At 52.0% G+C, this 13,667-nt stretch carries 11 protein-coding genes; 4 read left to right on the top strand and 7 right to left on the bottom strand.

What is annotated here, in order from left to right; all coding sequences use genetic code 11:
- Window positions 1-3: 3 nt before the first annotated feature.
- The 7 genes from FH603_RS02065 to FH603_RS02035 form a co-directional block, all read right to left on the bottom strand.
- Window positions 4-1,995 carry a M1 family aminopeptidase gene (locus tag FH603_RS02065; RefSeq protein WP_186735549.1) on the bottom strand — a complete coding sequence of 664 codons (1,992 nt, stop codon included), beginning with the start codon at window positions 1,993-1,995 and terminating at the stop codon, window positions 4-6.
- Window positions 1,996-2,123: 128 nt separating this feature from the next.
- Window positions 2,124-2,783 (bottom strand): DUF4230 domain-containing protein, encoded by a 660-nt coding sequence (locus FH603_RS02060; RefSeq protein ID WP_186735547.1) that lies wholly within the window; start codon window positions 2,781-2,783, stop codon window positions 2,124-2,126.
- Window positions 2,784-2,883: 100 nt separating this feature from the next.
- Window positions 2,884-4,494, bottom strand: a complete 1,611-nt coding sequence (gene rny, locus FH603_RS02055; protein ID WP_186735545.1) for a ribonuclease Y — start codon at window positions 4,492-4,494, stop codon at window positions 2,884-2,886.
- Window positions 4,495-4,600: 106 nt separating this feature from the next.
- The gene (locus tag FH603_RS02050) at window positions 4,601-4,888 is read right to left on the bottom strand and encodes a cell division protein ZapA (RefSeq protein ID WP_186735543.1); all 288 of its coding nucleotides are present in this window, start codon (window positions 4,886-4,888) and stop codon (window positions 4,601-4,603) included.
- A 47-nt stretch (window positions 4,889-4,935) separates the two neighbouring features.
- Complete coding sequence (locus FH603_RS02045; protein ID WP_235985434.1) at window positions 4,936-5,322, bottom strand: hypothetical protein; 387 nt, start codon at window positions 5,320-5,322, stop codon at window positions 4,936-4,938.
- A 35-nt stretch (window positions 5,323-5,357) separates the two neighbouring features.
- Window positions 5,358-7,847 (bottom strand): phenylalanine--tRNA ligase subunit beta, encoded by a 2,490-nt coding sequence (gene pheT / locus FH603_RS02040; protein ID WP_186735541.1) that lies wholly within the window; start codon window positions 7,845-7,847, stop codon window positions 5,358-5,360.
- 205 nt (window positions 7,848-8,052) lie between these two features.
- Complete coding sequence (locus FH603_RS02035) at window positions 8,053-8,691, bottom strand: DUF1684 domain-containing protein (RefSeq protein WP_186735539.1); 639 nt, start codon at window positions 8,689-8,691, stop codon at window positions 8,053-8,055.
- Between the two features lie 358 nt (window positions 8,692-9,049).
- Here FH603_RS02035 and FH603_RS02030 point away from each other — a divergent pair, with 358 nt between their 5' ends.
- The 4 genes from FH603_RS02030 (at window position 9,050) to FH603_RS02015 (ending at window position 13,643) form a co-directional block, all read left to right on the top strand.
- Window positions 9,050-10,141 carry a DegT/DnrJ/EryC1/StrS family aminotransferase gene (locus FH603_RS02030; RefSeq protein WP_186735537.1) on the top strand — a complete coding sequence of 364 codons (1,092 nt, stop codon included), beginning with the start codon at window positions 9,050-9,052 and terminating at the stop codon, window positions 10,139-10,141.
- A gap of 153 nt (window positions 10,142-10,294) precedes the next feature.
- Window positions 10,295-10,885 carry a riboflavin synthase gene (locus tag FH603_RS02025; protein WP_186735535.1) on the top strand — a complete coding sequence of 197 codons (591 nt, stop codon included), beginning with the start codon at window positions 10,295-10,297 and terminating at the stop codon, window positions 10,883-10,885.
- Between the two features lie 117 nt (window positions 10,886-11,002).
- Window positions 11,003-11,779: a PASTA domain-containing protein gene (locus FH603_RS02020; RefSeq protein WP_186735533.1), complete on the top strand. Its 777-nt coding sequence runs from the start codon at window positions 11,003-11,005 to the stop codon at window positions 11,777-11,779.
- 25 nt (window positions 11,780-11,804) lie between these two features.
- Window positions 11,805-13,643, top strand: a complete 1,839-nt coding sequence (locus FH603_RS02015) for a T9SS type A sorting domain-containing protein (RefSeq protein WP_186735532.1) — start codon at window positions 11,805-11,807, stop codon at window positions 13,641-13,643.
- The last annotated feature ends 24 nt before the right edge of the window (window positions 13,644-13,667 follow it).

Raw genomic sequence — 13,667 nt, 5'->3', positions numbered from 1 at the left:
CTACTATCGCACCAGAACTACCCGGCTTTGCGATCCATCCGGCGTTTGTAGCAGCACCGTGTACTGACCCGCAGACAAGCCTGTAAGGTCGAAGGTTCGGGTGTGGTTACCCGGCAGGAGTTTTTGCTCTATCCGTGTGTGAACCCGTTGGCCAAGCATATTGGTCAGTAACAGGGTTGTCGGCCCCACTGTAGACGTAGCGAAATCGACGGTCAGCGCATCGGCGGTGGGATTGGGGTACACGCGAAACGAATTCAACGACGGCTCTGATGCAGCCGTAATAACGAGTGTTGTCGATTCTACCGTTTTCAAAATCCAGTTGTCAGGATCGATCACCACACCTGTAACCTTTCCCCGGCTGGGTAGTAGAAATGTTTGGTCGGTACGATTGTTTACTACGCTAACCGTAGTGTCGCCCGCTGCCGATTGAATCCGGACTTGTATTGGCATGGTAAACGACAGGGGGGCGCTGGCCACACCGTTACGCTGTTCCAGCCGGACAGTAGTCGTGTTTGCCGACGTGCCATCTGAAACTGTCACGCGGTAGGTTGGGTACCCTTCTCCGTAAATCCATTGCCTGAAGAAGTACGCCAGGTCCTGTCCTGATACCTGCTGGGCAATGGCCTGAAAATCTTCCGTAACGGCTGTGCCATACGCGACAGCCGGAGCTGCCGTATAGGTACGGAGAATACGAAAAAAGGTGCTGTCGCCCACGATACCGCGCAGCATGTGTAACACCGTTGCTCCTTTTGCGTAGCTACGGTTGCTATTGAAGATATTCGCGAAGTTGCTGATGTCCTGCACGTAGATGCTTCCGCTGGCATTCCGGGCACGGGCTGCAAATGCGTTCATGGTTGCCAGGTAGCCAGCCCGCCCGCTAACCGACTCGGCATAAACGGCTTCGGCGTAGGAAGCAAATCCTTCATTGAGCCAGATATTTTGCCAATCGCGGCAAGTGATCTTATCGCCGAACCACTGATGGGCCAGTTCGTGGGCAATCACGGTAGGGGTGAGTGCCCGTTCTTCCATCGAACTGATCGTTTGGTGTTCCATACCGCCGTTGCCCTGGCCTATCTGTGCATGGCCGTACTTCTCCCGAAGGAATGGATAAGGACCAAACCGCTCCGTAAATAACCGAAGCATAGCAGGTGTCAGGTCAAGATTGGCGCGTACCAAAGGCAGTACCTCCGGGTAGATATAATGGGTAACGGGCAGGAGCTGTCCAGCCTGCGTAACGGGGGTGTCGTACCGTTCATAGTTAGACAGCGCTACCGAAATCAGGTATTGTGCAATAGGGTAGCTGTTTCGCCAATGATACGTTCGGGTACCGTCGGGATTGTCGGTCGTGCTGACGAGTGTACCATTGGAAACGGAAACAAATCGTGCCGGAGCCGTAATGCGTACGGAGGATGAGTCCGCTTTGTCGGCGGGGGAGTCCCGGCAGGGAAACCAGTCTGGTGCGCCATAGGGTTCGCTCAAACTCCAGATGGCGGGTTCGCTGGTTCGTTCATGCGTGCTAAACCGAAAACTGCCCAGGTCGCGACTGTTGGGAATACCCTGATAGAACACCGTTAACGTTACTGCCTGGCCGTTGGCCAATGGCTGAGCCGGGGTAACGACCAGCTTATTTTGAGCAAACTGATAAACCAGGTGCTGCGTACCCGCCTTAACCGAATCGACCCGTAATCCTTCGCCGGTAATGGCCGAAGTCGAATTGAGATCCAGAAAGAAACTAGTCAGGTTGGCAACTGTACTTTTGAGTGTTATGGTTGCCGACGCGCGCAGGTAGTTGGGGCTGTGGGTAAGATGAATAGCAAGCCCGTAATAAGTGACGTCAATCGATGCATCGCCAGGATAGGCCAGGCGCGCTTTGGGATTGGTAGCCAGCCGCTCCTGACTGCGTAGTTTCCCCGTTCGGCAAACCGCTCCGCCATCCCTATCCGATTGAGCGTTGACAAACAAAGGGAGCAGAAACAACAGGTAGTGTAATTTCATAGCCTGGTTATGGGATGAACTACCCGAGTAACAGAGGAATAAGGCCGGATGTTGCGACTATACACAAACCAGTCGAATACTCCATCGTGTGGCGGTACTCCTGGTTCCGTTAAGATCTTCTGGCATCCCTAGGTAGGGGTACCGGTCTTGAGAAGTTTTGGTAGCGATGCTTCTGCCTCCGTTTTAGCTTTCAACGCTTCCAGTTGCCGTTGTTCGGCCTCGGGTAGCTGCAACTGCCAGCCCATCGAACTGGCCAGTTGGTACATCATGTACTGGATTTGATTATTGGCAATCTTGGGAAGATCACTCTGCATAGCCCGGTCGTTCATAGCCTGCTTTGCCTCATCCAGAATTTTAGTGTAATCTTCGCCACTAAAGTGATTAAGGTAGCCGGCCTGTATGTCATAGAATTTGTAGTCGGTGTCGATCGAGAGGACTTCCGGTTCGGGGAAGGCTTCAATAACGAGTGTTTTCTCGCCGTTTTCGGCGGCCCGGAAGCGTACTTTAGCGAAATCGAAGCCAACCAGCACTTTCGACTTGGCAATGACCATTGCCTTTTTAGGATCGTTGAGCAGATACAGGATTTTTTTCTGGTCCTGGTAATTATAGATCTCCGAAAAATACCCCTCTGCCATTACGACCTTAAACACTTTCTCAATTCGCTCCAGCAGAATTACCGAGTCGCGCCGGACATCCGTAATCCCCGATCGGTTGCGTAGTGCATTGGCCAGCGCAACGCCGGCACCAGTACCGACGAGTAGAAGTAAGGCAGTGGTCAGGAAATCCATCTATCAATTAAGTAAACTTTGCATGAAATGATAAGAACGCGGTCCGAACGGATAAAACTATGTTTAAGTCCGTTTGAACCGCGTTCCTGTTAAAACAAATCTATTTCGCGTAGGCTACAGCCCGCATCTCCCGAATAACGGTTACTTTGATCTGGCCAGGATACTGCATCTCTTTCTCGATTTTTTGCGAAATCTCGTAGGAAAGCACCCCAGCCCGATCATCCGATACGTGGTCTGCATCAACCATGATGCGTAGTTCACGGCCAGCCTGAATAGCATAGCATTTCGTTACGCCGGGAAAGCTGCCTGCCAGTTCTTCGAGTTCTTTCAACCGCCGGATGTAGGACTCCATCATCTCGCGTCGGGCTCCCGGCCGCGAACCTGATACCGCATCACACACCTGCACGATCGGTGAGATCATACTGGTCATCTCGATTTCGTCGTGGTGAGCGCCAATGGCGTTAATGACTTCGGGATTCTCCTTGTACTTTTTCGCCAGCTCCATGCCCAGAATAGCATGGGGCAGCTCCGCTTCTTCAGGCCATACTTTACCAATATCGTGAAGCAGACCCGCGCGTTTAGCCAGCTTGGCGTTCAGGCCCAGTTCAGCCGCCATGGTGGCGCATAATTTTGCTACTTCGCGTGAGTGTTGCAGCAGGTTTTGCCCGTAGGAAGATCGGAACCGCATCCGTCCAATCATTTTGATCAACTCCGGATGAAGGCCGTGAATACCGAGGTCGATAACCGTACGCTCACCAATTTCGACAATTTCGTCCTCGATGTTTTTGCGGGTCTTCGCCACGATCTCCTCGATCCGGGCTGGGTGAATACGGCCATCCTGAACCAGTCTATGCAGCGACAGACGGGCAATTTCACGCCGGACAGGATCGAAGCCAGAAATTATGATCGCTTCCGGGGTATCGTCTACAATGATTTCGACGCCGGTAGCCGCTTCGAGCGCCCGTATGTTACGTCCCTCGCGGCCAATTACTTTCCCTTTTACGTCGTCCGATTCGATATTAAAGACCGATACGCAGTTTTCGATTGCGTGTTCTGTAGCGGTGCGCTGTATGGTTTCAATAACTACCTTCTTCGCTTCTTTAGTGGCAGTAAGCTTCGCTTCTTCAACGATATTCTTGATGTAAGACGACGCCCGCGTTTCGGCTTCAGCCTTCAGGTTGTCGATGAGTTGATCGCGCGCCTGGTCGGCAGAAAGGCCGGCAATTTTTTCAAGCTGCGCCAGCTGATCTGACAGCATACGATCGGCTTCCTGCTGACGGCGGTCAACGTCTTCTTTGCGTTTAGTAAGCGCGTCAATTTGCTGAGTAAGGCCATTTTTTTGCTGACCTATTTCATTCTTCAGCTGGTTTAGTTCGTTCTCGCGGTTCTTTTGATGATCGGCCTGTTGATTGAGTTGCTGCTCGCGCTGTTTAAGTTTATTTTCATTTTGAAGGAGCACATTCCGCTTTTGATTGCTCGTTTCTTCAAACTCTGTTTTCAGCTTCAAATACTTTTCTTTGGCTTCCAGAATACGATCTTTCCTGATCGTTTCGGCCTGTAGTTCCGCATTTTTTAAAATCATAGCGGCTTTCTCTTCCGCTTCCTGCTCGTGTTTTGCACGAACGCCCGCCATGCTCTGGCGGCCAATTAATATGCCAATGCCGCCCCCACCGAGGACAGCAAGAATAAGTAACCAAATTGGGATGTCCATTGGACTATATCGTTAGGGTTGAACAAATAAATCGTCAACCTGCCGCGATACGGTTGCCTGATAGCACCAACTCGGGGTATTGTAGGGGTGATTGTTCCGCCGTTAGTTATGTTGTACTGACCGGCGTGACAACCTGGTCTAACTGAGTTATTTTGTCAAACACCATTTGTTGTAATCGCTGTAACTGTCGGTCTCCTCGCAATTTCGTAACTAAACAATTGAAGGCAACCCTGGCTAAAGCCTCCTGCGTGTCGTTAACGCCCATGTTTTTATACCGCTCGAACTCTTCCTGAATCAGCTTGACGGCTTCGCGCACGATAGCTTCTGACTCCGGCTCTACAAACAGTTTGTAGTGCCGGTCAGCAATCTTTACGCGAATAGGCAGTTCTTCCATCACTACGTCGGCTTACACAGGGTCTTAGCCCTGGAGCCTGTTTGGGTTTATGACAAACTACTCAAGTGAGCAATACACCGTTCCAATTCCCGGATATACTCGTCGAGTTGTTGCTTTAATTCGGCATTCGTATCTGTTCCAGACAGATTGTTATTCACAATCTTACCAAAATCTTTTGACTTTGACGCGATTTTTTCTGAATTACTTTGTTTTTTCTGTAACTGTTTTAACTCCGCTTCCTGTTCCCGATTTTTCTTGCGCAGGGTGTTATTTGCTTCCTGTAATCCCTCAGCCCGCTCTTTAGCAGCCTCGTACGCACTTTTCATCGACTCGACTTTTCGTTCGAGCCGGTTGAAAGCAGCAAAAAGTTCGTTCTCATTAATCACGGGTGTGGGCTCTTTTTTTAGGTAACCAATGGAAACAGGGATTGCCAATGTTAATCTACCGCATAGAAAAGGGTGGTTTATACTTATTTGCGAATTACCGCTCCTAACTCTTTTTCAAAAGTGCTCATCAACCGCTGCATCGTCTTATCGATGGTAGCATCGGTCAGCGTTTGAGCCGGGTCTTGAAGTACGAAACTGACAGAATATGATTTTTTACCTATCCCGAGCTGCTCACCGTCGAACACATCAAAAGTATTTATTGAACGCAATAGTTTCCGCTCGGTTTGATAGGCCAGCCGGCTAATCTGCTCGAACGTGATTTCCTTGTCCAGAACCAGCGACAGGTCCCGCCGGACGTCGGGGAAGCGGGAGACTTCCTGGTACCGCACCTTGCTGCCCGCTGCCTTGATGAGGGCGCTCCAGTCGAAGTCGGCGTAGAAAACCGGCTGCTTCAGATCGACCAGCTTCGTCAGTTTTCCCTTTATCAGGCCTAAACTAACCATTGGTTTCTTGTTGACCACGTAAGTCAAGCCATATTGAAACAGGTTTGGATCGGCGGGTTGGGTCTCAAAAGATCTGATTCGGAACAGGTTGAGGATCCGCTGAACGGCCGTTGACAGGTCATGAAAGCTGACAGGCTGGCTTTTTTGTAGCCAGCTTTCGGCCTGCTGATTTCCCGTTAGGGCAACACTCAACCGCATCCGCTCCACATATTTTGTGGTGCCGCTATCTGTTACAGTCTTGTGATAAACTTTGCCGAATTCAAACAATTTGAGGTCTTTCTGCCGCCGGTTCAGATTATAAACCAGTGTTTCCAGGCTGGAGAACAGGAGTGTCTGCCGCATGACCGATAGCTCCTCGCTCAGGGGGTTAAGCAAGGTTACGTCTGTACCGGGTAGGCTGGCCCGGATAGCATCGTGGTAAGCAGGTCGGGTGAGCGAAAGGGTCAGTATCTCGTGGAAACCGTTGGCCGCCATCAGCTGTCCTACGCGGCTTTGCCACTGGTCGGGGTCGATTTTGGGAAACTCGGAAAGCGAATCGGCCGACAGGTTCGTCGACAGCGGCACGTTGTCCAGGCCGTAAATCCGAAGAATCTCTTCGATCACATCGGCCTCCCGCGTTACGTCCACCCGGTAGGGAGGCACAACCGCCACAAACCCATCGTTCGTCTGGCCCTCAACCTGAATATCCAATGCTTCCAGGATACGGTGAATCTCCGCATACTCGATCTTAATCCCAATCAATCGGTCCACATTACGATAGCGTACCGGCACCCGAAATGGCGCTACAGGGGCGGGATACAAATCGGTTATGTCCGAACTGATCACGCCCGGATGCTGCGTTCCCTGGTCGTTCAGACTACCGGCTACCTCCTGAATAAGCAAAGCAGCCCGCTTGAGCGCTGTAACCGGCATGTTTGGATCGGTGCCTCGCTCAAACCGGAAAGATGCATCGGTTTTGAGACCATGATGCTGAGCGGTTTTTCGAACCGACATGGGTGAAAAATAAGCCGATTCCAGAAAAATACGCGTCGTCTGCGCCGTTACGCCCGAAAACTGACCACCGAACACTCCCGCGATGCACATCGGTTTTCCGGCGTCACAGATCATCAGGTCTGTAGCCGTCAGTTTTCGTTCAACACCGTCGAGCGTTACAAAGGGCGTACCCTCAGGCAACGTTTTGACGATAACCTGACCCCCCGCAATTTTATCTGCATCGAAGGCGTGCAGTGGCTGGCCAAGGTCATGGCAAACGAAGTTGGTTATGTCGACAATGTTATTGATCGGGTTAAGGCCGATGCTTAGCAGCCGCTGCTTTAACCAGTCGGGCGATTCTCTGACCGTCAGGCCACTGATCGTCAGTCCGGTATAGCGAGGGCAGGCTACCGTGTCGTCGACTCGCACGTCGAGCGTCAGGTCATGGTTCTGCACGCTGAATGCATCCGGGCTATTCCAGCGGAGAGGGCGGCTCAGAACGGCGCGCAGATCGCGGGCTACACCCAGGTGAGAGGCCGCATCGATGCGGTTAGGCGTGAGGCCTATGCTGATGCGGTAATCGGGTGAAACATCGAAGTATTGATCAGCAGGGGTACCATTCGGTAACTGGGCCGCCGGGGTGTTTGGGTCCAGCACAATGATTCCCGCGTGTGACGTTCCCAGGCCTATTTCGTCTTCAGCGCAAATCATGCCTTCTGAAACGGCACCGCGGATCTTGGCTTTTTTAATCTGGAAGGGTTCTCCGGAGGTGGGGTGCAGGGTAGCCCCAACCAGCGCAACAACAACCTTTTGCCCGGCTGCTACATTAGGGGCTCCACAAACGATCGGCAGGGGCTGGCCGGTACCAACATCTACCGTTGTCAGGCTCAATTTATCGGCGTCGGGATGCTTGGTACAGCTGAGTACTTCGCCAATAACAACCCCTTCCAGACCATTTGCCTGGGTAGGTTCACCAGACGGTCCAATCTTGTCAATTGCTTCAACTTCCAGGCCCGTTCCGGTCAATAGTTTGCCAACTTCTTCGGGCGATTCTGGCAACTCAATAAACTCTTTTAACCACTTATAGGAAACTTCCATACGGCAGCATAGCGAATAAAAGCTACAAAGATATGGGAAAGTTGGCGGGCAGTCAGCACAAAACACCGCCAGTTGCCTGGTGATTACAGGGCCACTAGCCGAATACGCCTATTTGTTGATTTAACGGGATCAATTTTTCCTGGACACCTTTTCTGATCTGGCATTCTTGACGCTGTACCCGTAACCGGTCAGAAAAAGCCCGCCATTAGTCATGGGCTACATACCGTTCCCCCGCGTTGACGGCGGTCTTCAGCGTATTCTCGGCGGGGGGAAGTGGACAGGCATAGCTGGGATTATAGGCGCAATAGGGGTTATACGCTTTGTTGAAATCAAGAATGGCACGGTTATCGATCATATCTGACGGGGCAAGTTCGAGATAACGACCACCCCCATAGGTTTCTTTGCCGGAAGTCACATCGCGAAACAGAATCGAATAGGTATCATCGAACTTGACAACCAGCAGTCGGCAGGTTTCACCATTCAGGCTGAAGACGACATGGGCGAATTTCTCGTACACTTCCTCGCTTCCGTCGCTCATTCGAACAACCAGTTTCTGGGTCTTATCGGCAAAGGGCTCAAGCCGGGCGGTTACCCGATAAGTTAGGTCAGGTTTGAAGTAGACGAGGCCTTTGAAGTTTGCTTTGTCAGGTAAAGGTGAGTCGGCACTGGTACGTAAAGAGCGGTCTTTCTCGCTACGGGCTGTATCCATCTGCTGTTGGTAAGCGCGAGGGTCCGTTATGGCGGCCAGCCCATCGGCTGAGGTGCCGTTGTCAAAAAAAGCGTAGTAAAGCACCACTACCAGCAGGAGCGCCAAACCGCCTAATAAAAATCTGTTTTTTAACATAGTTATAAAAGTAGCCTACAGGGCTGCCAACGAAGCGTACTGTTCAGGAAAAGGACTTCAAAGTAACAGAACAACCTCGAACAACAGCACGCTCAAAGTGGAAAACCGTTTCGTGAGTTTATGTACTTTGCGGACTAGCTGTGTAGTTGTAGCTGATTGGTCTGGTTTTCGTTCGCTAAAGTAGTAGATAGCTCTCTCACAATGGCCATGAGTCGGGATTGAACCAGTTCGTTGAATGGTCGTTGCGCTCGTTGAGAGACAGCACCGCCTGTTCAGGCCGCATTCTGGCATCTTTTTATCCGTATAAATCGGCCAATCAGTAGATTGGTTGAGATGATTCCATTTTCAGCATGCTGAGATGATTCCATTTTTAGACCTGAAACGTATCAACGAACCCTATCAGGATGCCATACAGGCCGCTATTGAACGGGTTTTACAGTCGGGCTGGTACATTTTAGGCCAGGAGGTCGGGCTGTTCGAGCAACTCTTTGCCAACTATTGTGGCGTCCGCCATTGCATTGGTGTGGCTAATGGACTCGATGCTCTGACGCTCGTACTGAAAGCCTGGGCGTTTGCTCCCGGTAGCGAAGTTATTGTACCATCGAACGCTTATATCGCATCGGTGATGAGCGTGACCCAGGCCGGTTTAACGCCCGTATTCGTTGAACCGGACCCCCTCACTTATTTGCTCGATCAAGCCCGAATCGAAGCGGCTATTGGTCCAAATACCAAAGCTGTTCTGCCAATTCACCTGTATGGACGCTGTTGCAACATGACCGCCATTAACGTCATTGCACGGCGGTATGATCTGATGGTACTGGAAGATGCCGCTCAGGCACATGGGGCAGAATGGGAGGGACGCCGGGCGGGGAGCCTGAGCGATGCGGCCGGGTGGAGTTTTTATCCCAGTAAAAATCTGGGCGCGCTGGGCGATGCCGGGGCTATCACGACAAATGACGATGCGCTTGCCGACCGGCTCCGGGCTTTGCGAAACTACGGTTCAGCGGTAAAATACAGGAAAGATGTTGTCGGACATAACAGTCGTCTGGACGAACTACAGGCGGCCATTCTGCTGGCTAAGCTCCCCGGGCTGGACAGGGACAATGAACGACGTCGTGTGCTGGCAGAATGCTACCTGACGGGCATTGACAACCCGGACGTAAGCCTGCCCCCGGCAGACCGTATTCCCCAGGATGTCTGGCACCTCTTTGTGGTTCGCCACCCCCGGCGCGACGCGTTCAGATCATATTTGTACGAGCGCGGTATCAGTACGGATATGCATTACCCTGTTCCACCCCACCATCAACAAGCCTACCGCGTGTTCAGGGATCTGTCGTTGCCCATCTCCGAACAGCTACACCGCGAGGTAATTAGCCTGCCGCTCAATCCAGCCCTGACAGATGAGCATGTGAGGTACATCATTGACGCCGTGAACGCTATGGAGGGTTAAGAGAATAAGTAAACCAACAAACGCGGTTCCGCCGAACCCCCTTTAGTCGTTCGCTGTTTCTGGTAGTCAGTAGGTCGGTTGTGAGGTGAGTTGGGAAACGAAATAGCGGTGCCAACCAGTGACCAGCCTGCCAACTACCTAACCAATCATATCATGTTCACCGGAATTATCGAAACCACCGGCCTTGTGTCGGCTATTGAGCCAGAAGGGACTAACCTGACATTTCGAATTGAATCGTCACTGTCGTCGGAGTTGAAAATAGACCAGAGCGTCAGCCACAATGGGGTTTGTTTAACGGTAACGAGCGTTGCCGACGACAGTTATACCGTAACCGCCGTTGACGAGACGCTTAAAAAAACCAATCTGGGCCAGGTCAAACCCGGCGATCGTATCAATCTTGAGCGCTGCATGCCGGCAACGGGTCGTTTCGACGGTCATATCGTGCAGGGCCATGTCGACCTGACCGGGCAGTGTACCGGGGTACAGGACATGGACGGCAGCTGGCTTTTCGATTTTCAGTATCCCGCCACAACCGACAACGTAACGGTCGAAAAAGGGTCGATCTGTATCAATGGTGTTAGTTTAACCGTTTTCAACTCGCAGCCCGACGGGTTTCGGGTTACAATCATTCCATACACGTACGAACACACTAGTTTCCGGGAGCTTAAGGTGGGAGACACCGTCAATCTGGAATTCGATATTGTGGGGAAGTACATTAAAAAAATGCTGGCAGGATACCGGTAAGCGGTTATGGATTCTGCTACTTTTGTGGAAATGAGTTCACGGGTACAAAGGCATTTTACCTACGGGTTGAGACTTGCCTCTATACTTTTCCACTGTTTACGACATACTTATTATTGAATGGCTAAAATCAGCACCCGATACTTTCCTGACCTGCTGATTCACATTGGCCTGATCGTGGCCTTGGTGACTGCGCTGTTTCTGGCGTTTTTCTTTATCTACCTGCCTTATACAACCAACCACGGTCAGACCATCACAGTCCCGGACGTAACCCGTTTGAGCCTCGATGAGCTACAGAATATTCTGGACGACCGCAACCTGCGATATGAAGTCAGCGACTGCACGTTTGTGGCTGGTGCACAACCCCTGACGGTTGTTCAGCAGTATCCGCGGGCCAATATGAAGGTTAAGGAGGAACGTAAGATTTATATCACCCTTACCCGACGGGTAGCCCCCATGGTGTCTATGCCCCAACTGGTTAGCCTGACATTTCGCAGCGCTGAGCTAAATCTAAGATCGATGGGGCTCGAAGTAGGAGACAAGGATTATGTGCCCGACGTAGCCAAGAACGCGGTACTTCGTCAACTGTATAATGGCAAAGAAATTGCAGTAGGTACTCCCGTGCCGAAAGGTGCCAAAATTGACCTTGAGATTGGCGATGGGTTGGGAAATACGATGTTCGATATTCCCGACGTTGTAGGGTTGCAGATCGACGAAGCCGAAGCGGCTATTCGCGGTTCCAACCTGAAAATAGGGACCAAAATTCCCGTCGACGATCCCGAAAAAGAAGTGGGTACCGTCGTTCGGCAGCGGCCCGAAGCGCGGTCGGGCGAACGGATTCGGGTGGGCGAAACGATGGATTTATGGGTTGTAGGACCGGTGGACCCGGATAGATAAACAGCGCGTCCGGCACGGATACCACATGACAATTGCTTTACCTGACTGGTTCTCTGTGAACACGGCCCGACGCTTGTTAGGCGTGTCACTCTTGTTTTGCTGGTGCATGGGGGGCACCGCATGGGCACAGACGTCGCTTAGTCTCCCGTTTTTCGATGATTTCTCGACGGCCCCCGGCCGACCCGGCATCGACCGGCCCGATCCCACCCGCTGGCAACCCGGTAGTGGCGTGTATCTGAATAACAGCATGTCTATCAACCAGCCCACTATTGGTATGGCGTCATTTGATGGACTGGCAGCCAATGGGTTGCCGTACGTGCGGAACAATCAGTTTGCGCAGGGCTATACCGATACCCTGGCCTCCCGGCCAATTAGTCTGGCGGGCTTGTCGGTAGCCGATTCGGTATACCTCAGTTTCTACTGGCAGAGCCGGGGACTGGGCGAATCGCCGGATGCCGGTGACTCACTTACCGTTCAGTTTCTCGATCGCACCGGCACCTGGCGGACTGTCTGGCAAATGGAAGGAGGAGTACCCAATAACAATTTCGTGCAGGCCTTCATTCCGGTGACCGCTACGGCTTATCTGCACGCTGCCTTTGCGTTTCGGTTCCGGTCCTATGGCCGTACATCGGGGCCGTTCGACACCTGGAACCTCGATTACGTATACCTCAACCGAGGTCGTTCGCGTAACGATCGGTTCGTGAAAGACGTGGCCGTACGACAGTTGCTTAGTCCTTTGTTAAAACGCTATACAGCCATGCCGCTGGCGCAGTATATCGTCAATCCGGCGGCAGAAACGGCCGACTCGGTCACGACAGACATCACGAATCTGTTCAATAACTTCAATTTTACAACCTTCCGCTTCACGGTCCGGGACGAAGTATCGGGGCGGGTGGTTCAGGATAATCCGCAGACAAATACGGTCCTTATTCCCTCCTTGAGCTCACAGCGTAAAAGCGCTCGCCCAACTCCCGTTACCAGTTTCGGGACGGCTACCCGGGCTGTGCTCCGTTACAAAGTCGACCTGTTGACGACTGATGATCAAAACCCGTCGATACCCGGTATCAATTTGCGCCGGAACGATACTATTTCAGCACAGACCGTATTGGATGACTACTACGCCTACGATGATGGTACCTGGGAGTTTGGGCTACAGATTGGTCCGCGCGAACGCGTGGCTGTGCGTTACATCCTGAACAAGCCCGATATCATTTCAGGCGTTCGGGCGGTCATTGTCCCCTTTCGTACCAACCAAACCGGCCAGCCGTTTGTCTTGAGCGTGTTCAGCAACAACAATGGCAAACCAGGTTCTCCCATTTACCAGAAGTCATTTGCCACCCAGTATGCTCCCAATCGAAACGGGTTTGTCGACTTCAAATTTGACCGGGGCGTTTCGGTAACCGATACCTTTTATGTAGGCTACCAGCAGATAAGTACCAGCGACACCACGTTTCTGCGACTGGGCGTTGATAAGAACAGTCCGTTTGGCAGTCAGATCTTTTATAGCGGGGGGAGCGACTGGAATCAGAATGGAAGTATAGACATCCTGAATATTCAGGGAGCTTTTATGCTTCGGCCGGTGATGGGTGGTCAGGGTACAGGGGTTGTCACGGCCATACCCGAGCCGGAACCACTCGCTCTTTTACAGGTTTATCCGAACCCAACGACAGGTTCTATTCGTTGGGAGAGTTCACGCCTGACCCGCCTGGAAGTGACGAGTGTTAGCGGCCGGTTGTTGCATACCGTCGAACCCCAACGCGGGCAACAAACGGCCGACCTGGGCCATCTGCCCGATGGTCTATATTTGCTGCGACTCACAGAAGGCGACAGGGTAGCTGTGCAGAAATTAATTATTCATCACTAAGACGAGGGTCAGCAACAAGTGGCT

It is taken from the genome of Spirosoma utsteinense, assembly GCF_014282275.1.
Classification (GTDB): Bacteria; Bacteroidota; Bacteroidia; order Cytophagales; family Spirosomataceae; genus Spirosoma; species Spirosoma utsteinense.
Note: the sequence above shows the minus strand (reverse complement) of the source record. Positions and strands in the feature narration are given on the sequence as shown.

Coding starts and splice junctions, on each gene's coding strand:
- FH603_RS02065 (WP_186735549.1), bottom strand. CDS start 1,995: ATGAAATTACACTACCTGTTGTTTCTGCTCCCTTTGTTTGTCAACGCT.
- FH603_RS02060 (WP_186735547.1), bottom strand. CDS start 2,783: ATGGATTTCCTGACCACTGCCTTACTTCTACTCGTCGGTACTGGTGCC.
- rny (WP_186735545.1), bottom strand. CDS start 4,494: ATGGACATCCCAATTTGGTTACTTATTCTTGCTGTCCTCGGTGGGGGC.
- FH603_RS02050 (WP_186735543.1), bottom strand. CDS start 4,888: ATGGAAGAACTGCCTATTCGCGTAAAGATTGCTGACCGGCACTACAAA.
- pheT (WP_186735541.1), bottom strand. CDS start 7,847: ATGGAAGTTTCCTATAAGTGGTTAAAAGAGTTTATTGAGTTGCCAGAA.
- FH603_RS02035 (WP_186735539.1), bottom strand. CDS start 8,691: ATGTTAAAAAACAGATTTTTATTAGGCGGTTTGGCGCTCCTGCTGGTA.
- FH603_RS02030 (WP_186735537.1), top strand. CDS start 9,050: ATGATTCCATTTTTAGACCTGAAACGTATCAACGAACCCTATCAGGAT.
- FH603_RS02025 (WP_186735535.1), top strand. CDS start 10,295: ATGTTCACCGGAATTATCGAAACCACCGGCCTTGTGTCGGCTATTGAG.
- FH603_RS02020 (WP_186735533.1), top strand. CDS start 11,003: ATGGCTAAAATCAGCACCCGATACTTTCCTGACCTGCTGATTCACATT.
- FH603_RS02015 (WP_186735532.1), top strand. CDS start 11,805: ATGACAATTGCTTTACCTGACTGGTTCTCTGTGAACACGGCCCGACGC.